The following is a 24037-nucleotide window of genomic DNA, read 5'->3' on the forward strand; positions in this document are numbered from 1 at the left end:
GGACTGAGACATGGCAAACCGCGAACTGCTGGAAGAACAACGTGAAGAGACCCGTCTGATCATTGAGGAATTGCTGGAGGACGGCAGCGATCCCGATGCGCTCTACACCATCGAACACCATTTCTCCGCCGAGAAGTTTGAAGATCTGGAAAAAGTGGCGGTGGATGCGTTCAAACTGGGTTACGAAGTTACCGACGCCGAAGAAATGGAAATGGAAGACGGCGTGGTGCTGATGTGCTGCGATGCTATCAGCGAGGTGGCGTTGAGCGCCGAGCTGATCGATCAGCAGGTGGAACAACTGCTGTCGCTGGCCGAGCGTCATGGCGTCAACTACGACGGCTGGGGCACCTATTTCGAAGACCCGGACGGCGAGGATGAAGACGAATTCGGGGAAGACGAAGACTTTTACGATGAGGATGACGACGGCAAACGTCACTGATTCTCGTGTTCTCTATCGCCCGGCACCCGCCGGGCGATGTGTTTTCTACGCAGCGCAATGACGGCGCCTGCGCCCTTACAGCGTTTTCAGCATTCTGACTTCACAGTCCACATGACCTGTGTTGCCCATGGCATGCGGGATATGCTCGAAGCCGAGTCTTTCATACAGGTGGATGGCGCTGGTCAGGTGCGCGGTGGTTTCCAGATAGCAGCGGCGAAACCCCTGCTCGCGGCCAAACGTCAGCGCCAGTTCCGCCAGTTGCCGGGCGATGCCCTGACCGCGCGCCAGCGGCAGAAAATACATTTTTTGCAATTCACAAATATCCGGCTCGCCGCCGGACAGCGGGGCCAGACCGCCGCCGCCCACCACTTCGCCGTTGCATTCCACCACCCAGTAAGCGCTGGCGGGGCGACAGTAGAGTTCGAACAACTGGTCTAGGTCCGGGTCGGACACGGTATATCCCTTGTCGGCCGTCAGGCCGAATTCAGCGGAAACCCGGCGTATCACGCTGGCAATCGCCGCGTTATCCGCGGCCGTAATCGGGCGGGTCAGCAGTGGTGTGGACGCTGAAGTTGTCATGTTGCTCACTCTTGTCGGCAGAATCCTGTCAGGTCGAAAACGTTGGTAATCGGCTGGCGTTTCCCGATGGTACGTACCGTCGGTGATACGTACCGTCGTTTACACGTATCACCGATTATACGTACCGATGGGCCGGCTCAAAACCCTGTTATTGATAAAGGCGCGTAACAAAAAGCGCAACAGCGGATTAGCGCAGCGGTAATTGCCCGACAATGATGTGGATCCCGCGTTAAACATACAGCTGAATAATCCGTTCCCACTGCGTTTCACTCTGAACATATCTTGATCTGTTTTCTCATTTATGAGATTTTTTATCAAAATTGATATTTCAGGAGACGCGATGGAACCTTCCATTTCTGAAACCGATCGTCTTTCCGAAACCGATCGTCGCTTGGCCGGGCGGCTGGCGGGGCTGCGACGTGAACGCGGCTGGTCGCTGGACGAACTGGCGCAGAACAGCGGCATCAGTCGCGCAACCTTATCCCGGCTGGAACGTATGGAGTCCAGCCCGACGGCGGCGTTGCTGGGCCGCCTGTGTGCGGTGTATGGCTGTACCCTATCGTGCCTGCTGGCCGAGGTGGAAACTCAGTTGCCGCAGAAGCTGAGCGAAGCGCAACAACCGGTATGGATTGACCCGGAAACCGGGTTTGTCCGGCGCAGTATTTCTCCCCCTTCCGCCGGGTTTCGCGCCGAAATGATCCACGGCGAGCTGCCGGCCGGCGTGCGTATCGATTACGCCGCGCCGCCGCTGGCGGGCCTGGAACATCATCTGTATGTGCTCGATGGCCAACTGGTTATGACGCTGGAAGGCGTGGCGCACACGCTTGGCCCGCGGGACAGCCTGCGCTATCGCCTGTATGGCGCGTCCGGTTTCCATAATCCCGGTGCGGGTCCGGTTCGCTACCTGATTGCTATCTGCGCCCCCTGATCTTTTTTTGCAACGGAGCTGATGATAATGACAAACACATCCCCACGGGATCCGCTGGTGATCCGCAACGATGACCTGACCGGCGAGGCCACGCGAGCGCTGGTGGCCCTGCATCTGGCTGGAATGCACGATAATTCGCCGCCGGAGCAGGTATTTGCGCTGGACTTGTCCGGTTTACAGGCGCCGGACATCACGTTCTGGAGCGTCTGGCGCGGCGAGCAGATCGCCGGTATCGGCGCGCTGAAAATGCTGCCGGACGGCAGCGGAGAACTGAAATCGATGCGCACCCATCCGCAGTGTTTGCGTCAGGGCGTGGCCGCGTGTCTGCTGGCCCATATTCTGGCCGAAGCGCGTCGGCGCGGCTTGCGTCGCCTGAGTCTGGAAACCGGCAGCGGTCCGGCATTTGAACCGGCGCTGGCGCTGTATCGTAAACAGGGTTTCGTGAATGGCGAGGCGTTCGCTGAGTATACAGCCAGCGAATTCAATCAGTTCCTGCATCTGCCACTGTAAATGACGGCTTGGTTCATCTCTTTGCCGCTGCGCACAGGCGACAATATCGGCAACCGGAGGGTAACGGCGGGCGTCCTTTGCGGTTAGCGGCGTATGCCTGAACAGAATTGGGACACGGATTATTTCATGAGTATTGTTCAGGACTAAATTATATGCCGCGATAACTAAAATTGGCGGCATATAATTATTTTTTCAATCATTAGTCTGCGAGCATTATTGGGATATTTTACAGGAAATATTAACATCAGGGTCCCCCGCCTATGATTACGGAAGAGTTGTTCTATGGTTAATCGCTTGTTGTCTGGACTGGCTGGTCTGGTTTTTCTGTTTGTTTTATCCCCTTTTTCGACTGCACAAACGCTACAACCACAAGAAGGAAATTGGGCCGCGCCTGAATTCCGATTCCATACCGGAGAAACCGTCAACAATCTCCGTATTCATTATTACACGTTGGGCGACAGTAAAAAGCCGGCCGTATTATTGCTGCACGGCACTAATCAGCCGATCAGCGCCTTATTGGCCGCCGGTTTTGGCGGTGAATTATTTGGCCCCGGCCAGCCGCTGGACGTCAGCAAATATTTCATCATCATTCCTGAAAGCATCGGTTCCGGAAAATCCGCCAAGCCGTCCGACGGCCTGCGTACTAAATTCCCACAATATAACTACGATGACATGGTGCTGGCGCAATATCGCCTGCTGACCGAAGGTCTTGGCATTAAGCATCTGCGTCTGGTGATGGGATATTCGATGGGCGGTATGCATACCTGGATGTGGGGCGAAAAATACCCGGACATGATGGATGCGCTGGTGCCGATGGCGTCGCAGCCGAACGAACTCTCGGGCCGCAACTGGATGCTACGCCGCATGCTGATTGAGACCATCAAGCGCGATCCGGCGTGGAAAAACGGCGATTACACTAGCCAGCCACCGTCGTTGCAGACCGCCAACATCATGTTCAGCATCGCCACCACGGGCGGTACGCTGGCCTACCAGAGCAAAGCGCCGACCCGCGCGCAGGCGGACAAACTAGTGGACGAGCGTCTGGCCGCGCCGGTAACCAGCGACGCCAACGACTTTATTTATATCTGGAATTCCTCGGCGGATTATAACGCCTCGCCGGAATTAAGCCGCATCAAGGCGCCGCTGCTGGTGATCAATTCCGCCGACGATGAGCGTAATCCGGTTGAAACAGGAATACTGGAAAGTGAACTGAAAAAAGTGAAACGCGCCGAGCTGTTTTTGATCCCGGCAAGTAAAGAAACCAGCGGACACGCCACCATGATGTCGGCGAAGTTTTACAAAAATAAGCTGGGTGAATTCCTGGCGGCGGTTCCGCCACATAATAAATAACGGAAATTGAAAACACTGGGCCGGCGACTACTACACAATGATGTCTATACAATAACGCCGGCCTTTTCCTTTCATGATATTTCCTTTTCATTTTTGTTGCGGTTTACGTGTGAGCTGAAGCTCATGGTTTTCATTACCAAACAACAGGGACAATTATGTTTCGTAAGATAAAGATCCGCACAACGCTCAGTATTATGGTGTTCTCTCTGGCGGTGCTGTCATTGATTGTGGGCATCCTGGGGCTGGTAGCCGTCCAGTCGGGTAATAAATCTTTTGCGCATGTGGATAACGTGGTGCTGCCGGGGCTGGTGGCGCTGAATGAAAGCTCGGAATTGTTATTGCGCGCCCGTCTGGATTTACGGTTGTACGAGTCGCTGATGAGCAACGGAGATAAGGATGCCGCCACGGTGGCGCTCAAGCGCGCCAGAGGCAAAATCGATGACGCCGGCAAGAAGTGGCAGGAGTATCTGACGTATCCGCAGTTCGAACAGGAAAAGGCCATTTCTTCCGATATGGCGACCAAACGCGACACCCTGATGAATGAATTCATCAACCCGGCGTTTATCGCGTTGGAAGCCGGTAATCTGGATGAGTATCGCCAGCGGGCGGGTAAATCCACTTCGCTGTACGCCAATTTTGACGGCGCGGCGAAAAAGCTGGTGCAGTACAAACGTCAGAGCATTGATGAAGCGTACAGTGATTCTAATGCGCGCGTTAGCCGTATGCAGGTCATTCTGACCGTGGTGATTGTGTGCGCGCTGGTGCTGGCGGCGTTGGCCTGGTCGATTCTGACCAATCTGGTGGTAAAACCGCTCAATCAGGCGATTACCGTGTTTGACCGGATTGCCGAAGGCGACCTGCGCGCGAAAATTGAGATTCGCGGCAATAATGAAATCGCCCAGCTGTTTGGCGCGGTACAGCATATGCGCGACGGGCTGGAAGATATGGTGCTTGCGGTGCGTAACGGCACCGACGCCATCAGCGTCGGCGTCGAGGAGATCGCGTCCGGCAACATCGATCTGTCCAGTCGTACTGAGCAGCAGGCCGCATCGCTGGATGAAACCGCCGCCAGTATGGAGCAGATTCTGGCGACGGTGAGCAATAACGAAGACAACACCCGCAAGGCCAACGATCTGGCGAAGAAAGCGTCGGATTCCGCATCCCGCGGCGGCGATGTGGTGACGGAAGTGGTGGATACCATGCGTTCTATCCAGCAGAGTTCGTCCCGCATTTCCGACATCGTGGGCGTCATCGACGGCATCGCTTTCCAGACCAACCTGCTGGCGCTGAACGCGGCGGTGGAAGCGGCGCGGGCGGGCGAGCAGGGCAAAGGGTTCGCGGTGGTGGCGTCCGAAGTGCGCACGCTGGCGCAGCGCAGCGCCACGGCCGCCAAAGAGATCGGCAACATGATCGATAACTCGCTGAGCCGTATCGAAAAAGGCGCCGGGCTGGTGGAAGTGGCCGGCAAGACGATGGATGAGATCCTGTCGGATGTCCGCAAGGTGGTGGATATTATGGGCGAAATCATGCTGTCTTCCGGCGAGCAGAGTCGGGGCATTTCGCAGATCAATATCGCCATCAGCCAGATGGACGGGGTGACCCAGCAGAACGCCAGCCTGGTGGCGGAAGTGGCGACCGCCGCCAGTTCGCTGCAGGCGCAGGTGACGCATCTGCAACAGTCGATCGCCAGCTTCCGTCTCGACAATGAGACGCAGCCGGTGCTGGGCGGCAGCCTCAATGCGCAGCCGCGCGTGGCGTTGGTCGGCGCGCAGTAACCCACGCTGGATATAAAGTCGAATCACATCAATGAAAAAGCCCCGCGATGAAAAGCGGGGCTTTTTACTGTCAGCGTTAAACCCCACTGGGGAGAGGCTGATTATTGAATCAATCAAGACCGACGCCGCGTTTATCTGCGCCGGCCAATGACCTGATTACAGCGCGGCGATGGTGGCCTGTTGTTCCAGCAGCTTGGCTTTGGCGACCGCGTAACCGTCGCGTTTTTCGCGCTCTTTGGCGACAACCGCTTCCGGCGCGCGCGCGACAAAACCCTCGTTGGACAGCTTGCTGTCGATGCGGCTGATTTCCAGTTCGAGCTTCGCCACTTCTTTTGCCAGGCGCTCCAGCTCGGCCACTTTGTCGATCAGACCCGCCATCGGGATCAGCAACTCGGCGCCATCCACCAGTTTGGTAACGGATACCGGGCCCTTGTCGCCAGCCGGCAGCAGCGTGATGCTCTCCAGACGCGCCAGCGTCTGAATAAAGCCGAGGTTGTCCTGTACGCGGCGGGCGGCATCGGCGGAGGCATCACGCAGCAGCAGCGTCAGCGGCTTGCTGGGCGCGATGTTCATTTCGGCACGGATGTTGCGCACCGCGACGATCGCCTGTTTGATCCACTCCAGATCGTTGAACGCCTGCTCGTCGTCCAGCGCAGCGTCAAAGGCCGGGAACGGCTGCAGCATAATGGTGTCGGCAGTCACGCCTTTCAGCACTTTCACCCGTTGCCAGATGGTTTCGGTAATGAACGGGATGATCGGGTGCGCCAGACGCAGCAGCGCTTCCAGCACGGTGACCAGCGTATGGCGGGTGCCGCGCAGTTCGGCTTCGCTGCCGCCGGTCATCACCGGTTTGGTCAGTTCCAGATACCAGTCGCAGAACTGGTTCCAGGTGAACTCGTACAGCACGTTGGCGGCCAAGTCGAAACGGTAGCCGTCCAGCGCTTCGCGGTAGGTTTTCACCGTGCGGTTGAATTCCGCCAGAATCCAGCGGTCTGCCAGCGACAGTACTTTCTCCCCACCATTGAAACCGCAATCTTGTTCTTCGGTATTCATCAGTACGAAGCGGCTGGCGTTCCACAGCTTGTTGCAGAAGTTGCGGTAACCTTCCAGACGTTTCATGTCCCAGTTGATGTCGCGGCCGGTGGAAGCCAGTGCCGCCAGCGTAAAGCGCAGCGCATCGGTGCCGTGCGGCTCGATACCGTTCGGGAACTGTTTTTCGGTGCGCTTGCGGATTTTTTCCGCCAACTGCGGCTGCATCATGTTGCCGGTGCGTTTTTCCAGCAACGCTTCCAGCGAAATACCGTCCACCATATCCAGCGGGTCAATCACGTTGCCCTTGGATTTGGACATCTTCTGGCCTTCCTCGTCGCGGATCAGGCCGGTCATGTACACGGTGTGGAACGGCACCTGCGGCTTGCCGTCTTCATCCTTGATGAAGTGCATGGTCAGCATGATCATGCGGGCAATCCAGAAGAAAATGATGTCGAAGCCGCTGACCATCACGCTGCTCGGATGGAAGGCTTTCAACTCCGGCGTCTGCTCCGGCCAGCCCAGGGTGGAGAAGGTCCACAGCCCGGAGGAGAACCAGGTGTCCAGCACGTCTTCGTCCTGACGCAGCGCTACATCGGCGCTCAGGTTGTTGTCGCGGCGCACTTCGGCTTCATCGCGGCCGACATACACCTTGCCGTTGTCGTCGTACCACGCCGGGATACGGTGACCCCACCACAGCTGGCGGGAGATACACCAGTCCTGAATATCGCGCATCCAACTGAAGTACATGTTTTCGTACTGTTTCGGCACGAACTGGATACGGCCGTCTTCCACCGCTTCGACGGCCGGCTTAGCCAGCACGCCGGCGCGCACGTACCACTGGTCGGTCAGCATCGGTTCGATAACCACGCCGCCGCGGTCGCCGTACGGCACCGTCAGGTCGTGCGCTTTGATTTCTTCCAGCAGGCCCAGTTCGTCAAAGGCGGCCACGACTGCTTTACGGGCGGCAAAACGTTCCAGCCCGCGGAAAGCGTCCGGAATTTCGCTGCTGTAGGCGCTGCTGGCTTCACCGTTGGTGCTGAAGACTTCCGCTTCCTGACGGATATCGCCGTCAAAGGTCAGGATGTTGATCATCGGCAACTGATGACGCTTACCGACTTCGTAGTCGTTGAAATCGTGCGCCGGGGTGATTTTCACGCAGCCGGTGCCTTTTTCCATATCGGCGTGTTCGTCGCCGACGATCGGAATGCGGCGGCCGACCAGCGGCAGGATCAGGAATTTGCCGATCAGATCCTTGTAGCGCGGATCTTCCGGGTTGACCGCCACGCCGGTATCGCCCAGCACGGTTTCCGGACGGGTGGTAGCGACCACCAGATAGTCGTTGCCGTCAGCGGTTTTGGCGCCGTCCGCCAGCGGGTAGCGCAGGTGCCACATCGAGCCTTTGACGTCGCGGTTTTCCACTTCCAGATCGGAAATGGCGGTGCGCAGTTTCGGGTCCCAGTTCACCAGGCGTTTGCCGCGGTAGATCAGGTCTTCTTTATACAGACGGACGAACACTTCCTTCACCGCGTTGGACAAGCCGTCGTCCATGGTGAAGCGCTCGCGATCCCAGTCTACCGAGTTGCCCAGACGGCGCATCTGACGGGTAATGGTGCCGCCGGATTCCGCCTTCCACTGCCAGATTTTATCGATGAACGCTTCACGGCCGTAATCGTGGCGGGTTTTGCCCTCTTCGGCGGCGATCTTGCGCTCCACTACCATCTGGGTGGCGATACCGGCGTGGTCGGTCCCGGCCTGCCACAGGGTGTTTTTACCCTGCATGCGCTGGTAGCGGATCATCGTATCCATAATGGTTTGCTGGAAAGCATGACCCATGTGCAGGCTGCCGGTGACGTTGGGCGGCGGGATCATGATGCTGAAGCTTTCCTGGCTGGTGTCGCCGTTGGGCTTGAAGTAGCCCTGTTTTTCCCAGTGCTCGTACAGCGGCTGCTCAATGTCGTGCGGGTTGTATGTCTTTTCCATTATGCTCAAAAAGTCAGTGAGTTGGCGGCGTCGCCGTGGTCAATTGGAAGCCGACGCTGCGATAGGCCTTGTAGCGGTCGCGCGCCAACTGTTTCAGAGATTCTTCGTAAGGGACGAAGTCTATCACTTCATGGAAAGCGGTGGCAAAATCTGCGAACTGCGGCTGCAGGCTGATCAGCACGTCGCGCGGCGCGTTGCCGCGCTTCTGCGGCCATGCCAGTTCCACCGGCGCGCCCTGTCGCGGCCCTTCTCCCGCCAGATTATGCGGCACGAACGCGTGAGGTTCGCGTTGCCACAACGCCTCGTCCAGCCTTAATGCCTGCTGCTCGTCCTCGCAGGCGATCAGCACGCGCTGGCCGGCACGCCAGCGCGCCGCCGCCAGGGAGCAGGCCAGCGCCTCGCAGGCGTTCAGTTCGCCGCCGGGGCGGTCGTGATCAATAAGGCTTTCGTGATCAATAAGATAGAAGGTCGCGTTTTTCATGGTGCTCCGCATACCGATGAGGGTCACAGACAGAATAACAAATCCCCGCAAGCGCGGGGATCAGGCCGGAAGGGGATGAATGCGCCACCGGCCGGCGGTGGCGATTGCCGATGATTACTCGGCGTCATTCAACCCGGCGCGGTTCAGCAGGAACTGCGACAGCAGCGCCACCGGGCGGCCGGTCGCGCCTTTAGCTTTGCCGGAACGCCAGGCGGTGCCGGCGATATCCAGATGCGCCCAACTGTACTTGCGGGTAAAGCGCGACAGGAAACAGGCGGCGGTGATTGCCCCGCCTGGACGACCGCCGATATTGGCCATGTCGGCGAAGTTGGAGTCCAGCTGTTCCTGGTACTCATCGCCCAGCGGCAGGCGCCAGGCGCGGTCGCCCGCTTGTTCCGACGCGCCCAGCAGTTCGTGCGCCAGCGGATTATGGTTCGACATCAGCCCGGTCAGGTGGTGCCCCAGCGCGATGACGCAGGCGCCGGTCAGGGTGGCGACGTCAATCACCACGTCCGGCTCGAAGCGCTCGACGTAGGTCAGGGTATCGCACAGTACCAGACGGCCTTCGGCGTCGGTGTTCAGCACTTCCACCGTCTGGCCGGACATGGTGGTCAGAATGTCGCCGGGACGATAGGAACGGCCATCGACCATATTTTCGCAACCGGCCAGAATGCCGATGATGTTGAGCGGCAGCGCCAGCTCCGCCGCCACGCGCATCACGCCATAAACCGAAGCCGCGCCGCACATGTCGTACTTCATTTCGTCCATGCTGTCGGCCGGTTTAATGGAGATGCCGCCGGCGTCAAAGGTCAGGCCCTTGCCTACCAGCACGATCGGCTTGCTGTTGTTGTCCGGGTCGCCCTTGTATTCGATCACCGACATCAGCGATTCGTTCTGCGAGCCCTGTCCTACCGCCAGATAAGCGTTCATACCCAGCTCTTTCATCTGCTGTTCGCCGATGACGCGGGTGGTGACCTGACTGTAGCCGTCAGCCAGCTGACGCGCCTGCGAGGCCAGATAGGCGGCGTTGCAGATGTTGGGCGGCATATTGCCCAAATCCTTGGCCGCCTTGATGCCGGAGGCAATCGCCAGACCGTGTTGGATGGCGCGCTCGCCGGAAGTCAGCTCGCGGCGGGTCGGCACGTTGAACACCATCTTGCGCAACGGGCGACGCAGTTCGACCTTGTTGGTCTTCAGTTGATCAAAGGTATAGAGCGTCTCTTTGGCGGTTTCGACCGCCTGACGCACTTTCCAGTAGGTGTTGCGGCCTTTTACATGCAGTTCGGTCAAAAAGCAGACTGCTTCCATCGAGCCGGTTTCATTGAGGGCGTTGATGGTTTTCTGGATCACCTGCTTGTACTGACGCTCATCAAGCTCGCGCTCTTTGCCGCAGCCAATCAGCAAAATGCGTTCGGAAAGGATATTGGGTACATGGTGCAAAAGCAGGGATTGCCCGACCTTGCCCTCCAGTTCGCCACGGCGAAGTAGCGCGCTGATGTAACCGTCGCTGATTTTATCGAGTTGTTCTGCGATAGGGGACAGCCGACGCGGTTCAAACACGCCGACGACAATGCAGGCACTGCGTTGTTTTTCCGGGCTACCGCTTTTTACGCTGAACTCCATGTACTCTCCTGAATCTTTAAAGACAACGGCGGGATCTACGGCTAGAATGTGACATTCCGTAATATTTTCCCGCCGTTGCGTTAACATAACCTGTGTTAATCTAAACGACGTAGCGAATCTGTGCAGAGGATACTCAGCAGGTTCTGATAAACATCCTACAAACAGGGATATTTTAATAAAGCTTTAGCTACGAAGGTTGCCACAAATGAGTGTAAATGGCGAGTTAGCGAAAAAACTATCGACTTTCCTGCAAAAATACAAGTTTTCACAGGCGTAATTAAGCGTGATCATCATTCGATATCTGGTACGGGAAACCTTTAAGAGCCAGGTGGCCATTCTGTTTGTCCTGTTGCTGATTTTTTTCTGTCAGAAACTGGTGCGGATATTGGGCGCTGCCGTGGACGGCGACATCCCGACGAATCTGGTTTTGTCCCTGCTGGGGCTGGGCGTGCCTGCGATGGCGCAACTGATTCTGCCGTTGAGTCTGTTCCTCGGGCTGCTGATGACCTTCGGGCGGCTCTATGCTGAAAGCGAAATCACCGTCATGCATGCCTGCGGGCTGAGCAAAGGCGTGTTGCTCAAGGCCGCGCTGTTGCTGTCGCTGCTGACGGGGGCGCTCGCCGCCGCAAACGTGCTGTGGCTGAGCCCCTGGTCGTCGCGCCATCAGGATGAAGTGCTGGCGGAGGCGCGCGCCAACCCGGGCATGGCGTCGCTGGCGGAAGGCCAGTTCCAGCAGACGCAGGACGGCAGCTCGGTGTTGTTCGTCGGCAAGGCGAACGGCAGTGATTTTGAGCGGGTGTTCCTGGCGCAATTGCATCCGCGCGAGAACTCCCGACCGTCGGTGGTCGTGGCGGAGAGCGGCACGGTTGCGGCACGCAGCGACGGTTCCCAGGTGGTGACGCTGAACAAGGGCACCCGCTATGAAGGCACGGCGATGCTGCGCGATTTTCGCATTACCGACTTCATCGATTATCAGGCGATTATCGGTTACCAGCCGGTCGCGCTCGATCCGAATAACGTCGATCAGATGGATATGCAAACACTGTGGCGTTCGTCGGATATCGCCGCCCGAGCCGAGTTTCACTGGCGGTTGACGCTAATTTTGTCGGTGTTGGTGATGGCTATCATGGTGGTGCCGCTGAGCGTGGTTAACCCGCGTCAGGGCCGGGTACTGAGCATGCTGCCCGCCATGTTGCTGTATCTGGTGTTCTTCCTGTTGCAGAGTTCGCTACGCTCCAACGCCGGCAAAGGTAAGCTTGACCCGATGGTGTGGATTTGGCTGACCAATCTGGCCTATCTTACGCTTGCCATCATCCTGAACCTGTGGGACAGCGTGCCGGCGCGTAAAATTCGCGCCAGCCTGAAATCGGGCAATCGTCAGAAAATAAAAGGAGCGGCCTGAGATGTTTCGCGTACTGGACCGCTATATCGGTAAAACCATTTTCAACACCATCATGATGACGTTGTTCATGCTGGTGTCGCTCTCCGGCATCATCAAATTTGTCGATCAGCTACGCAAAGTCGGGCAGGGCGGTTACTCGGTGATGGGCGCCGGGCTGTATACCCTGCTCAGCATGCCGAAAGATATTGAGATTTTCTTCCCGATGGCCGCGTTGCTGGGCGCCCTGCTCGGGCTTGGCACACTGGCGACCCGCAGTGAACTGGTGGTGATGCAGGCTTCCGGCTTTACCCGTTTACAGATTGCCGCCGCGGTGATGAAAACCGCTATTCCGCTGGTGCTGCTGACCATGGCGATTGGCGAATGGCTGGCGCCGGCGGGCGAGCAGATGGCCCGTAATTACCGTTCCCAGATGATGTACGGCGGCTCGATGTTATCAACCCAGGGCGGGTTATGGGCCAAAGACGGCAATGATTTTGTCTATATCCAGCGGGTGGCGGGAGAAAACGAGCTGGCCGGGGTCAATATCTATCACTTCGACAAACAGAGCAAACTGTTATCGATACGCTACGCGTCGTCGGCGGTGTATGAGAACGGCGCCTGGAAACTGTCGCAGGTGGAAGAATCCGACCTGCGCGACAACAAGCAGATTGGCGGCAGCCAGACGGTGAGCGGAGAGTGGAAAACTAACCTGACGCCGGACAAGCTCGGCGTGGTGGCGCTGGATCCGGATGCGTTATCGATCCGCGGTCTGTTCGACTATATCAACTACCTGCACCAGAGCGGCCAGGAAGCGAGCCGCTATCAGCTCAACATGTGGAGTAAGCTGTTTGCCCCGCTGTCGGTGGCGGTGATGATGCTGATGGCGCTGTCATTTATTTTTGGTCCGCTACGCAGCGTGCCGGCTGGTGTGCGTATCATTATCGGCATCAGCTTTGGCTTTATGTTCTACGTGCTGGATCAGATCTTCGGCCCGCTCAGTCTGGTGTACCACATTCCGCCGGTGCTGGGCGCTTTGTTGCCGAGTGCGTTGTTCCTGTTTATCAGCATCATGCTGCTGCTGAAACGGCGCTAAGTCATCTTTCCCACCAAACGGGCGGGCCTGCGGCACGCCCGTTTTTTTGTCAGACTTCTCTGCCATCCACCGATATCGTCCCGACAACGGCGATTTTTTCAGCGCTCGCAACGCCATACGACGGATTGGGGTTGCGCCGGGCCCGCACCACGGTATAATCCACCACGTTTTCCGCAAAGTACTACTTCGTGCCGAAGTGGCGAAATCGGTAGACGCAGTTGATTCAAAATCAACCGTAGAAATACGTGCCGGTTCGAGTCCGGCCTTCGGCACCAAAATTCAAAAATCAAGCCACCTTCGGGTGGCTTTTTTTGTGTCCGTCATCGTCTATTAATGTTCATATTTGACTATTAAATAAACTTTTAATCTTATTTTTTCCGTCCCACGATTTGAATAATGTTGAAATACTCTCCGGCCCCCGCCTCCATGATGGGAACCATCATTTCCTGAGCAAGCGTGCATTCCATAAAGTCATCCCACGCCTGCCGGCATGAATCCATTTCGCGCAGCATGGTAATTTCTATGCCGGATTCTTTTTCCCATAATGTTTTCCACCAGTGACAGGAATAAAAATACCAGTCTGGTGTCCAGAAAGGTTTGACTACTTCGGGCAAGTTGCCTTCTGAGTAGTCCTGTATAAAACCGGGGACGGCAACCGCTATCAGCCCGCCTTTTTTCACAAAAGGCAGCAGTTTCGCCAGCATGCCGTCGTTGCTGCCAAAGTACTGCCAGGCGTCCACGCTGATGATCATGTCAAAGTATTCATCAGCAAAGGGGATCTCCTTCGTTACGTCTACCCGCAGGGGAAAAATTTTAGAATCAACCCCCAGACTGGTGAACCGCTGTGCGTTTTCGGTCGGGGGGATCCATAAATCGGCGGCAAACACCGTCACGTCGTACTTTTCCGCCAGCAGGATGGACGAAATTCCTTTCCCGCAACCAAGGTCAAGGATACGCATGCCCGGCGAAATGGGGAGCATATTGGCCATTTCTTCCGTAATGCGCATGGCATTCGGCCCCATCATCGTGTCCAGCAGAAAAGCTTTGTCATAACTATCGGTAAAAGGGGTATTAATAGGCATATTCATCACCAGTACCTTAACGGTTGTCCGGTTGGGCGCGAACGGTGTTCAGCCCGGTGGTGTTGATGCGGTACGGCTGACCATTGACGGATTTGATCAGTTTTTTGGTTTTAAGTTTTTTGAAGACGGCCAGCGTGCAGTCGCTGAGTCGCAGTCCTTCGCGGCTATAACATTCAACGGAAGTGATGTGCCCAGAAGCATCGCGCACGTGCGCAATACAACCGCCTTTAGCGAGAACGTGTAAGGTACGTTGTTCCTGACGGGATAAGTTCATACTGGAAACCTGTTAATCATCATGTGCTAAAACGAGCCAACACCCGCAGGTGTTTGCGTAAAGTTTAAGCGCAGCGATAACCAGTCCGGCCTGAGAAGGTCGGAAAGCTGATTATCTGATGATTACATTCTCCAGCATCAAAGCCTCGGTACGAGTTGAAAGGTCATTACGCTGTTAAGGCTAGCACACTTAGATTTTTTAAAAGCGCTCCCGCAGTAGAAATGTGATTTCTGATAATGTTATCCAGTGCGGTGTAAAGTCCCGTCCGTCAGGACGGGAATATAAGACGCGGTTTTGGGGCCAGATAGTCGCTATATCATTCGTCATACCGCACCGCCACTGCCGGTTTTATTACTCACCGTGTTCAATGACTGCGACATCGTTCAACTCATCCAGACTCCGGCATCTATCGCAGTGTGCCGTCAACGGCGGTCAGGCCATGCTGGTGAACTTAAATAACGTAGAGCGGTATCAATTCGCTCGCATGCGGCACCACTCGTGTGTGGCGTTCCGCCTGTTCGCAGATTTCCAGCAGCGCCGGGATTAGGTGCGCGGCGGCATTCAGGCTGGCGCCCAACTGGTAGCGCTGTTCGGGTTCGATGTCGGCGCCGTTTTGCAACCGATCGCCGAGTTCGTGAAGCCCGTGGCACAGCCCGGCGACGGATTCAGCGGCGATAGCGCCAAGGTCACACAGTTGAACCTCATCAAGCTGATAGAACGGCAGGCTGGCGATCAGGTCGCGGAAAATGTTGATGCTACTGTCAGTGGGTGTGGCGTGGGTGTCCGTCATAGTCTGTTTTCCTTGAGATAGTATCAGCACGTCACCACTCAAGGGTTCCAAACTTGGTGGTGACACAGACAGGGTTGGAACCCCGGCTCTCAAGAAGACCGGTCAACCTTGCGGTTGCCCTGCCTGCGTCACCGTAACGAGTGTGCACGCAGCCCCTGAAAAAACAAAGCGTTTTTCAGTCCTGAGATAGTCGGGGGTTCCAGTCCCGGCTGCGGACGTTGCCGCAGCACAGACACTCTATGCCAGCGGCCAACCGGGTGAAAGAGGCTGGATGAATTTACAGTGGTGTTGCGATGCGTTTTGGAATGTGCCTCGCAAAGTGTAGTTATGCAGTGAGTTTGTACTTGCTGGTACCTTGCCGTTGCAAGGGAAATACATCCTTCTCTGAGTCGTTTGTTATGTCCCTTTTAGGGACTGATAATTTTTTATTTTGAAGCAATGATTTGCCGGAAGACCCCATTCCTCCCCCATTTTTCCCCATTTACCACCAGAGGGATTTTTTCGTGCTGAATTATGGTGTGAAGACATTCATCTGTCGGGAGAAACACCATGAAAGGCTACCATTTGAAAGAACAACATCGCCGGAAATCCTGGGTGCGTGATACCAACACCGATGCGGAAGCGGCATCGCTTAATTATCTGCCCGAATTGTTGAATGCGCTGGGGCTGGCGATGCCGGTGCCGCCGTCGGTGATTACCCGCGACATTGAGGGTGAAACCTTTTTCGATATTCTCTACCGGTGTGATTTCAACGCCCGGCAAAACATCCACCAGATTGAGAAGATTTTCTCCGTGAAAGAAGAGTTTACGCCGGAGTGGGTACCCGGCGCCGATCTGGCGCTGCCGGTGATCGCGCAGGAAGACCACGTATTGCCAGACAAACATTACCTGCTGCTGGGGCTGGATTTGTTTGGCGCCGTTGAGCAAGGGGATATCTGCATCTCGCCGCAGGGTTGGAGCGACAATCATCTGACCGGCAAAGACATGTCGGCGAGCGATTTTCTGGAGCTCAAACCCCAGCCGACCTGCCTCTACGCAGGGGTATTGCATGGACATGACGGTCAACCGCTGTCGCCGTCGCAACTGTTAGGCTGGCTTGAACGGATGCGGCAGGCGCACGGTAATCCGTCCTCGACGGTGGTGGTGCTGGCGCCGGTGGCGGAATCGTACGGTTTTTCCGGCTGGTTCGGTCTGTATCAGCGCAAAGGCGTTGCGGGGAGCGCGTTGCAGTGGCAAAGCCTGTCAGCGCTGGTGAAAGACGTTAATTTCTGGGAAGCGATGAAGGAAACCGGGCTGGCGCATAATGTGTATGTTAGCGGTATGGGCGCCAATACGGCATATCGCGGCGCGTAGTATCGTTGCATTCTTCATGTCTTTTATCGGGGTGGTGTGTGGTGCGCCGCTCCGTCTTCTGATGTTGCTCTTCCTCGTTGTTCTCTCAAACCGGTCAAATCCACAGAAACGGTCACATTCGGGCAGGTTAATTTATTGCTACATTTATTAGCGTGCTTATGTTAAGGCGCGATGATGGCCGTTAAAACGGCACTTTTTTGTGATATTCATCACCTTTTAATCTGCCGGTGATGCAAATTTCATTTTTATTTTCCACCAGGATCACTGAATGCAGCCCCGCCATTTTCCTGCCCCCGGTCTTTTGCCCAGGGCACATTTTGTGTTCCCGCTATCCATTACCTTTATTCCCACAGGAGGTCGCCATGTTGCCGATTGAGCGTCAGCAGCGCATTGTCGAGCAATTAACCGTGCATGGTCGTGTATTGGTTTCAGAGCTGGTGAGGTTATGCCAGGTGTCGCAGGAAACCATCCGGCGGGATTTATCGCTGCTGGAAAAGAAAGGCGTGTTATTACGCAGTCACGGCGGCGCGGTTATCGCGCAGCGCAGCCAGGGAAATATTCCGAATATAACAAACGGCCACAGCGAACAGGAAGCCACATTTCGTCAGCGCATGAATGAAAATGTGTCGCAGAAAATGCAAATGGCTAAACGTGCGCTGGATTTTATCAGCCCCGGCGATTGTATTTTACTGGACAGCAGCACCACCTGTTGGTTTCTGGCGCGGCAATTACCGGATATTGAATTAACGGTATTAACCAATTCATTGCGTACGGTGCAAACGCTGGCGCCGAAAGGCAATATTCGCACCATTTGTCTGGGCGGGGAATATTCCGATCGCTATGAAGATTTTAGTGGTGTGGTGGCGGAGCAACCGTTAAAGGAGTTTTTAATTAATAAGATTTTCTTTTCCTGTAGCAGTCTGGGCAATGACGGTTATTTACGCGAGGGAAATGAAAATAGCGCCCATTTAAAACAACAAATGCTGCTGGCGTCGGAAAGAAAATATTTATTAATGGACGCCAGTAAATTTTCTCATCCGTCATTCGCCCGTATTTGTCATTACCGCGATGTGGATTTTCTGATTACCGACAGTTTGAAAGATAAAGCGCTTCAACAGGAACTGGCATGGAATGGCGTCAATATTATCGATTGCTCGCAACGGCCGTCCGCCATGCAGTTAATTAATAACTCGATCGGAGAAGCATAATGAAAAGAACCTTACTCGCCTGTACCCTGCTGGCGCTGTTCGCCGCTTCTGCCCACGCCGCCGATAAGCTGCGCATGGGGGTGGTGGTGAAAATCGGCGGCATTCCGTGGTTCAACGCCATGGAAGCCGGCATCAAGAGCGAAGCGGCCAAACGCGGCATCGATGCCTGGCAGGTGGGGCCGACCTCGGCGGACCCGGCGCTTCAGGTGCGCGCCATCGAAGATCTGATCGCCCAGAAGGTGGACATCATCGGCGTGGTGCCGAACGACCCGAAGGTGCTGGAACCGGTGCTGAAACGCGCGCAGGAAGCGGGCATCAAGGTGCTGGTGCATGAGTCGCCGGGGCAGCAATACGCCGATTGGGATTTTGAACTGGTGGACGCCAAAACCCACGGCGAGAACCACATGAAAGCGCTGGCGGACTGCATGAAAGGCGAGGGCAAATACGCCGCTTACGTCGGCAGCCTGACGGTGCCGCTGCACAACGCCTGGGTTGATTCCGCCGTGGCGTGGCAGAAAGCCCATTACCCGAAGATGCAACTGGTGGCGGACAAGTTCGGCGTCGGCGAATCGCTGGATGACTCCATCCGCACCACCAACGAACTGATGTCCAAATACCCCGACCTGAAAGGCATCATCGCCTTTGGTTCACAGGGGCCGATCGGCGCCGGGCGGGCGGTGATGGCGCGCAATAAGATTGACCAGATCTGCGTTATCGGTTCGTTCAGCCCCGGTCAGGGCCAGTCGCTGGTCAACCGCGGCACCATCAAGGGCGGCTATATCTGGAACCCGATGACGGCGGGCGAGGTATTCGTGCGGCTGGCGGACATGATCCAGAAGAAGGAAGCCATCACCGACGGCATGACCATCGACGGCCTGGGCAAGGTGAAGGTGGATAGCCAGACCCACACCATCCTCGGCAACACCACCGAGAGCCTGGATAAAACCAACCTGCCGAAACTGGTCAAAATGGGGCTGTAAGCGATGAACGCGGCCGAACCACAGACGCTGATTGCGCTGGATAACCTGTCGAAGACCTTTGGCGGCAACCGGGCGCTGAGCGATATCTCGCTGTCGCTGATGGCGGGAGAAGTGCACTGTCTGGCCGGCACCAACGGCTGTGGCAAAAGTACCTTGATCAAGGTGATCGCCGGGGTGCATGCCCCAGACAGCGGCAGCCGTATCCGGCTGGGGGAGGGCGACACGATCGCCCGCCTCACCGCCCGGCAGGCGCGCGATTTTGGCGTTCAGGTGATCTATCAGGATCTGTCGCTGTTTCCTAACCTGAGCGTGGCGGAGAATATCGCCTTCGAGCACAACCTGAACGGGCTGTTCGGCTGGTACAGCGCCCGCCGGGTGCGGGACACCGCGCAGCGCATCATCAGCGAGTTGCAGTTTGACTTACAACTGGATGCAAAGGTAGCGGCGCTGTCCATCGCGCAACGTCAGCAGGTGGCGATCTGCCGGGCGCTGGTAGCGGACGCGCGGTTGGTGATCATGGACGAGCCGACCGCCTCGCTCACCCGCACCGAAGTTAATCAATTGCTGCGCACCGTGCGTTACCTGAAGGACAAAAACATCTGCGTGGTGTTCGTCAGCCACCGGCTGGACGAGGTGCTGGAGATCTCCGATCGGGTGACGGTGATCCGCGATGGCCGCAAGGTCGGCACCTGGCCCGCCAGCGAGATGGACGGCGCCCGGCTGACCGAACTGATGACCGGCCTGAAGCTCGACTACCAACTGAAAACGCCCACCGGCGATCCGGATCGCGTGTTGCTGGAGGTGGAACGGCTGAGCCGCGCCGGGCAGTACCACGATGTCAGTTTCCGGCTGCATCAGGGCGAAGTGCTGGGGCTGTGCGGCCTGCTTGGCTCCGGGCGCACCGAACTGGCGCTGTCGCTGTTCGGTATGACCCAACCCGACGGCGGCAAAATCTGGCTCGACAGCAAACCGGTGCGCTTTCGCAACCATGAAGACGCCATCAAATCCGGTATCGGCTATGTATCGGAAGACCGGCTAACGCTGGGGCTGATCCAGCAGCAGTCGGTGGCGGACAACATGGTGCTGACCATCCTCGATCAACTGCGCAACCGCTTCCACCTGATCGACGAATACCGCAAGAACACGCTGATCCTGCGTTGGATCCAGCAACTGGGCGTGCGGGTGGCGGATCCGGATCAGGCGATCTCCACGCTGTCCGGCGGCAACCAGCAAAAGATCGTGCTGGCGAAATGGGTGCTGACCCAACCGCGGATCCTGATCCTCGACTCGCCTACCGTCGGGGTGGACGTGGGCGCCAAGGCCAGCATCTATCAGTTGATCCACCAACTGGCCCGCGAGGGGCTGGCCATCATCCTGATTTCCGATGAAGTGCCGGAGGTCTACTACAACTGCGACCGGGTACTGCATTTTCAGGACGGCACCATCCACGCCGAATACCGGCCGCACGACATCGCGCAGCAGCAACTGGCGGAGGTGATCAATGCCTGACGTATCCTGGTTGAAACCGCAGTCGAGTCAGGGCTGGCTGGCCTGGGTGCTGTTGTGTTTCGTGGTGTTTTTCTCGCTCGCCAGCGACCAGTTCCTGACGTTGCAGAACCTGCTCGACCTGGCGGATACCTACGCCGTCACCGGTATTTTCGCGCTGGGGCTGTTCGTGGTGCTGGTGACCGGCGGCATCGACATTTCGTTCGCGGCGGTGGCCTCGGTGACGCAGTACCTGATCGCCTCGCTGTTCGTACGCGCCGGCATCGACAATCCGCTGCTCGGCGTCGGGCTGGCGGTGCTGTGCGGCGCGCTGTTCGGCATGATCAACGCGGTGCTGATCTATTCGCTGCGCATCGTGTCGATCATCATCACCATCAGTATGCAGTCGCTGCTGTTCGGGCTGCTGATGTGGCTCACCAACGGCCACAGCCTGTATAGCCTGCCGGAGTGGTGGGTGACATTGCGTAGCGTGCTGCCGTTTAGCGTCAATGGTCAGAGTTATCAGCTTGGCCTGCCGCTGACGCTGATGCTGGCGATCGCGCTGTTCACCTGGATCCTGCTCAACAAAACCCACCTTGGCCGCCAGCTGTACGCCACCGGCGGCGATCAGGAGTCGGCGCGGCGCATCGGCATTCGCGTCGGGCTGATCCACCTGCTGGCTTACGGTTACCTCGGCGTGATGGCGGCGGTTGGCGGGCTGGTGCAGGTCTACCGCGTCGGCGAGGTGGTGCCGAACGCACTGGTGGGCGGCGAACTGGATGTGCTGGCCGCCACCGTGCTGGGCGGCGCCAGCCTGATGGGCGGCAAAGGCACCGTCACCGGTACGCTGATGGGCGTATTTCTGATCGCCATCCTCAAAAACGGCCTCAACCTGATTGGCGTCTCCAGCTACTTCATGAACATCGTCATCGGCGCGGTGATCATGCTGGCGATAACCGTTACCCACTACAAGAAACGGAAGGAAACCGATGTCAGTTTTACCTGAACGACAGGCGTATTCCGCCATGAACCCCGTTACCCGGTTACGCGCCGCTGTCCGTCTGGCGGGCGGCGCGCATCCCGGTCTGTTGCTGCTGATCGCCGTTGCTGTCGCCGCCTTTACGCTGGCGCTGCCGGGGCGCTTTTTCACCGGCTCCACCTTCATGAGCATGGCGTTCCAGTTGCCGGAACTGGGGCTGTTCACGCTGGCGATGTTCGTCGCCATCCTGAGCGGCGGCCTGAATCTGTGCATCATCGCCACCGCCAACCTTACCAGCCTGTTTATCGCCTGGGTGCTGCTGAATTATCTGCCGTCCGGCGCGGGCACCGCGCTGCAACTGCTGTGGCTCGGCATCGGCGTGCTGGGGGCGGTGGCGATTGCGGTGCTGATCGGCGGCGTCACCGGGTTGATGGTGACCAAAGTGGGCGCGCACCCGATTCTGGTGACGCTCGCCACCATGATGACGGTCAACGGCATCGGCATCTGGCTGACGCGCGGCGCGGCGGTGAGCGGTATGCCGGAGGTGGTGCGCACGCTCGGTTCCGGCACCCTGCTCGGCGTGCCGCTGCCGCTCTACCTGTTCCTGCTGGCGGCCGCGGCGATGGCGCTGTTCCTCGGCAAAACCCGCGCCGGCAAGTGCATCTATATGGGCGGCAGCAACATCAACGCCACCTGGTTCAGCGGCATCAACACCCACCGCATGCTGGTGCTGGTGTACGTCATCTCCAGCTTGCTGTGCGTGCTGGCCGGGCTGGTGATGATGGCGCGCTTTAACTCGGCGCGCATCGGCTACGGCGATTCCTACCTGCTGCTGACGGTGCTGGCGATCATTCTCGGCGGCGCCGACCCCAACGGCGGTTTCGGCCGCGTCACCGGCGTGGTGCTGGCGCTGGTGGCGCTACAGATCCTCTCCACCGGTTTCAACCTGCTGAACATCAGCCAGCACTTCAGCCTGGCGATGTGGGGCGCGGTGCTGATCGTGGTGCTGTCGCTCAAGTTCTTCAAAAACCAGTACATCCATTACCGGGCCGTGCGCCGCAGCGTGCGGCTGGCCCGCCAGTCACCGTTAAACGATAAAAAGGACGTCTGATGCGTACTCAACTCTCCCCCTCGCTGATGTGCATGAATCTCATGGAGATTAAGCAGCAACTGGCGGTGCTGGACACCCGGGCCGATTTTCTGCACGTGGACATCATGGATGGGCACTACGTCAAGAACATCACCCTGTCGCCGTTTTTCATCGAGCAGATTCGGCCGTTTACCCGCGTGGCTATCGACGTGCATCTGATGGTGGAAGCGCCGACCGATTTTATCGACGCGGTGGCGAAGGCCGGGGCGGACGTGATCTGCCCGCACGCCGAAACCATCAACCGCGATGCGTTCCGGGTCATCAACCAGATCCGCGCGCTGAATCGCCGGGTCGGCGTGGTGCTCAACCCGGCGACGCCGGTGTCGTTTATTCGTCACTACATTCACCTGCTGGACAAGATCACGGTGATGACGGTGGATCCCGGTTACGCCGGCCAGCCGTTTATTCCGGAAATGGTGAACAAGATCGCGGAACTGCGCGATCTGAAAGCGCGGCACGGCCACCGCTATCTGATCGAGGTGGACGGCTCCTGCAACCAGCGCACTTACGGCACGTTGCTGGCGGCGGGAGCCGAGGTGCTGATCGTCGGCACCTCCGGTCTGTTCGGCCTGCACGACCGGCTGGAGCAGGCGTGGGACCTGATGCAAGGACACATCGCGCAGGCGAAGGGCGCGCTAAGCGAGTCCGCGTGATGACCGGCTGGTTGGGGGTGGATATCGGCGGCACCAGCACCCGGTTGCTGGTGATGGACGCGCAGCGTCGCTGGTCAGGATTTCACAAAGTGCCTACCGCCAGTTGGGCGCGTCAGCCGGACGCGCTCGGCGCGCTGGCCGGGGTGCTGCGTCCGGCGCTGGCGGCGGCTGACTGCGCCATCGGCGGCGTAATGCTGGGGCTGCCGGGTATCCTCAGCCACGACCGCCAGCAGGTGGTGTCGCTGCCGTTTATCCCCGCGCTGGATGATCAACCGGTAGCGCGCCAACTGGCGGAGCGGGTGGGCGTGCCGGTGGCGATGGACAAAGACGTCAACCACCTGATGCTGTGGGACCTGCTGCAACTGGAACGCCTGCCGCAGCATGCGGTGGGGGTGTACCTCGGCACCGGCATGGGCAACAGCCTGTGGCTCAACGGCCAGTTCTACCACGGCCGGCACGGCGGCTCCGGCGAACTGGGGCACATTCCGTGGCCGGACAATCCGCTGGCCTGCCCGTGCGGCAACGAAGGCTGCGTAGAGACTATCGCCAGCGGTCACTGGCTGAGTCAGTGGGCGCAGGCGCACTGCCCGGAGCTGCCGCTCTCAGCGCTGTTTTCGGCACAGCGCGACCACCCGGATCTGCGCGCGTTCATCGACCGGTTGGCGAAAACCATCGCGGCGGAAATGAATATTCTGGACCCGGAATACCTGATTCTGGGCGGCGGGGTGCTGGCGATGACGGACTTCCCGCTCGAACAGCTTCAGTCGCTGCTGGTGCGCCATCTGCGCCCGCCGGTGACCCGGCGCGGGCTGAAACTGGTCGTCAGCGCCGCCACCGATCACACCGGATGCCGCGGCGCCTGTCTGGCGGCGGAACGTTATTTCGGGAGATAACGTGATGTGGGGCGATGAC

At 57.8% G+C, this 24037-nt stretch carries 22 protein-coding genes and 1 tRNA gene; 16 read left to right on the forward strand and 7 right to left on the reverse strand.

The window, feature by feature from the left end:
• Window positions 1-10: 10 nt before the first annotated feature.
• The gene (rraB, locus tag DXXMK7_RS02085; protein ID WP_038917641.1) at window positions 11-439 is read left to right on the forward strand and encodes a ribonuclease E inhibitor RraB; all 429 of its coding nucleotides are present in this window, start codon (window positions 11-13) and stop codon (window positions 437-439) included.
• 75 nt (window positions 440-514) lie between these two features.
• Here rraB and DXXMK7_RS02090 read toward each other — a convergent pair whose 3' ends face one another.
• Window positions 515-1018, reverse strand: a complete 504-nt coding sequence (locus DXXMK7_RS02090) for a GNAT family N-acetyltransferase (RefSeq protein WP_038917642.1) — start codon at window positions 1016-1018, stop codon at window positions 515-517.
• A 340-nt stretch (window positions 1019-1358) separates the two neighbouring features.
• Here DXXMK7_RS02090 and DXXMK7_RS02095 point away from each other — a divergent pair, with 340 nt between their 5' ends.
• The 4 genes from DXXMK7_RS02095 (at window position 1359) to DXXMK7_RS02110 (ending at window position 5581) form a co-directional block, all read left to right on the forward strand.
• Window positions 1359-1946 (forward strand): helix-turn-helix domain-containing protein, encoded by a 588-nt coding sequence (locus tag DXXMK7_RS02095; RefSeq protein WP_038917643.1) that lies wholly within the window; start codon window positions 1359-1361, stop codon window positions 1944-1946.
• A gap of 27 nt (window positions 1947-1973) precedes the next feature.
• The gene (locus DXXMK7_RS02100) at window positions 1974-2456 is read left to right on the forward strand and encodes a GNAT family N-acetyltransferase (protein ID WP_038917644.1); all 483 of its coding nucleotides are present in this window, start codon (window positions 1974-1976) and stop codon (window positions 2454-2456) included.
• A 282-nt stretch (window positions 2457-2738) separates the two neighbouring features.
• Entirely contained in the window at window positions 2739-3806 is a 1068-nt protein-coding gene (locus DXXMK7_RS02105; protein ID WP_038917645.1) for an alpha/beta fold hydrolase, read from the forward strand.
• Between the two features lie 155 nt (window positions 3807-3961).
• Window positions 3962-5581, forward strand: a complete 1620-nt coding sequence (locus DXXMK7_RS02110) for a methyl-accepting chemotaxis protein (protein ID WP_038662925.1) — start codon at window positions 3962-3964, stop codon at window positions 5579-5581.
• A 156-nt stretch (window positions 5582-5737) separates the two neighbouring features.
• Here the strand turns inward: DXXMK7_RS02110 and DXXMK7_RS02115 are convergent, their stop codons facing one another.
• The 3 genes from DXXMK7_RS02115 to pepA all read right to left on the reverse strand — a co-directional run bounded on the left by DXXMK7_RS02115 (window position 5738) and on the right by pepA (window position 10697).
• Window positions 5738-8593, reverse strand: a complete 2856-nt coding sequence (locus DXXMK7_RS02115; RefSeq protein ID WP_038917647.1) for a valine--tRNA ligase — start codon at window positions 8591-8593, stop codon at window positions 5738-5740.
• A 13-nt stretch (window positions 8594-8606) separates the two neighbouring features.
• On the reverse strand, window positions 8607-9074 hold the full coding sequence (locus tag DXXMK7_RS02120) for a DNA polymerase III subunit chi (RefSeq protein WP_038917648.1): 468 nt from the start codon (window positions 9072-9074) through the stop codon (window positions 8607-8609).
• A gap of 114 nt (window positions 9075-9188) precedes the next feature.
• A complete protein-coding gene (gene pepA, locus DXXMK7_RS02125) occupies window positions 9189-10697 on the reverse strand; it encodes a leucyl aminopeptidase (RefSeq protein ID WP_013316104.1) in 1509 nt (502 codons plus the stop codon).
• A 283-nt stretch (window positions 10698-10980) separates the two neighbouring features.
• On the opposite strand from pepA, the gene lptF reads away from it, so the two are divergent.
• The 3 genes from lptF to DXXMK7_RS02140 all read left to right on the forward strand — a co-directional run bounded on the left by lptF (window position 10981) and on the right by DXXMK7_RS02140 (window position 13446).
• Window positions 10981-12099, forward strand: a complete 1119-nt coding sequence (gene lptF, locus DXXMK7_RS02130) for an LPS export ABC transporter permease LptF (RefSeq protein WP_038917649.1) — start codon at window positions 10981-10983, stop codon at window positions 12097-12099.
• Between the two features lies 1 nt (window position 12100).
• Window positions 12101-13171 (forward strand): LPS export ABC transporter permease LptG, encoded by a 1071-nt coding sequence (lptG, locus tag DXXMK7_RS02135; protein WP_038917650.1) that lies wholly within the window; start codon window positions 12101-12103, stop codon window positions 13169-13171.
• A 190-nt stretch (window positions 13172-13361) separates the two neighbouring features.
• Window positions 13362-13446 (forward strand) — tRNA-Leu (locus DXXMK7_RS02140).
• A gap of 93 nt (window positions 13447-13539) precedes the next feature.
• Here DXXMK7_RS02140 and DXXMK7_RS02145 read toward each other — a convergent pair.
• The 3 genes from DXXMK7_RS02145 to DXXMK7_RS02155 form a co-directional block, all read right to left on the reverse strand.
• Window positions 13540-14259 (reverse strand): cyclopropane-fatty-acyl-phospholipid synthase family protein, encoded by a 720-nt coding sequence (locus DXXMK7_RS02145; protein ID WP_193745933.1) that lies wholly within the window; start codon window positions 14257-14259, stop codon window positions 13540-13542.
• A 10-nt stretch (window positions 14260-14269) separates the two neighbouring features.
• On the reverse strand, window positions 14270-14527 hold the full coding sequence (locus tag DXXMK7_RS02150) for a YjhX family toxin (protein WP_038917652.1): 258 nt from the start codon (window positions 14525-14527) through the stop codon (window positions 14270-14272).
• A gap of 451 nt (window positions 14528-14978) precedes the next feature.
• Complete coding sequence (locus tag DXXMK7_RS02155; protein WP_038917653.1) at window positions 14979-15317, reverse strand: hypothetical protein; 339 nt, start codon at window positions 15315-15317, stop codon at window positions 14979-14981.
• Window positions 15318-15866: 549 nt separating this feature from the next.
• On the opposite strand from DXXMK7_RS02155, the gene DXXMK7_RS02160 reads away from it, so the two are divergent.
• From DXXMK7_RS02160 to alsK, 8 genes are all read left to right on the forward strand, one after another.
• Window positions 15867-16670, forward strand: a complete 804-nt coding sequence (locus DXXMK7_RS02160) for a hypothetical protein (protein ID WP_038917654.1) — start codon at window positions 15867-15869, stop codon at window positions 16668-16670.
• A gap of 362 nt (window positions 16671-17032) precedes the next feature.
• On the forward strand, window positions 17033-17878 hold the full coding sequence (locus DXXMK7_RS02165) for a DeoR/GlpR family DNA-binding transcription regulator (protein WP_038917656.1): 846 nt from the start codon (window positions 17033-17035) through the stop codon (window positions 17876-17878).
• Window positions 17878-18858 (forward strand): substrate-binding domain-containing protein, encoded by a 981-nt coding sequence (locus tag DXXMK7_RS02170; protein WP_038917657.1) that lies wholly within the window; start codon window positions 17878-17880, stop codon window positions 18856-18858. The genes DXXMK7_RS02165 and DXXMK7_RS02170 overlap by 1 nt, the downstream gene beginning before the upstream one ends.
• A gap of 3 nt (window positions 18859-18861) precedes the next feature.
• Window positions 18862-20367 carry a sugar ABC transporter ATP-binding protein gene (locus DXXMK7_RS02175; protein WP_038662890.1) on the forward strand — a complete coding sequence of 502 codons (1506 nt, stop codon included), beginning with the start codon at window positions 18862-18864 and terminating at the stop codon, window positions 20365-20367.
• Complete coding sequence (locus DXXMK7_RS02180) at window positions 20360-21349, forward strand: ABC transporter permease (protein ID WP_038917658.1); 990 nt, start codon at window positions 20360-20362, stop codon at window positions 21347-21349. Before DXXMK7_RS02175 ends, DXXMK7_RS02180 begins: the two co-directional genes overlap by 8 nt.
• Window positions 21350-21368: 19 nt before the next feature.
• The gene (locus DXXMK7_RS02185) at window positions 21369-22433 is read left to right on the forward strand and encodes an ABC transporter permease (RefSeq protein WP_038662884.1); all 1065 of its coding nucleotides are present in this window, start codon (window positions 21369-21371) and stop codon (window positions 22431-22433) included.
• The gene (alsE, locus tag DXXMK7_RS02190) at window positions 22433-23125 is read left to right on the forward strand and encodes a D-allulose 6-phosphate 3-epimerase (RefSeq protein ID WP_038662881.1); all 693 of its coding nucleotides are present in this window, start codon (window positions 22433-22435) and stop codon (window positions 23123-23125) included. Before DXXMK7_RS02185 ends, alsE begins: the two co-directional genes overlap by 1 nt.
• Window positions 23122-24018, forward strand: a complete 897-nt coding sequence (alsK, locus tag DXXMK7_RS02195; RefSeq protein ID WP_123130538.1) for an allose kinase — start codon at window positions 23122-23124, stop codon at window positions 24016-24018. The genes alsE and alsK overlap by 4 nt, the downstream gene beginning before the upstream one ends.
• The last annotated feature ends 19 nt before the right edge of the window (window positions 24019-24037 follow it).

The sequence above is a fragment of the Dickeya sp. MK7 genome, assembly GCF_000406305.1.
GTDB lineage: Bacteria > Pseudomonadota > Gammaproteobacteria > Enterobacterales > Enterobacteriaceae > Dickeya > Dickeya fangzhongdai.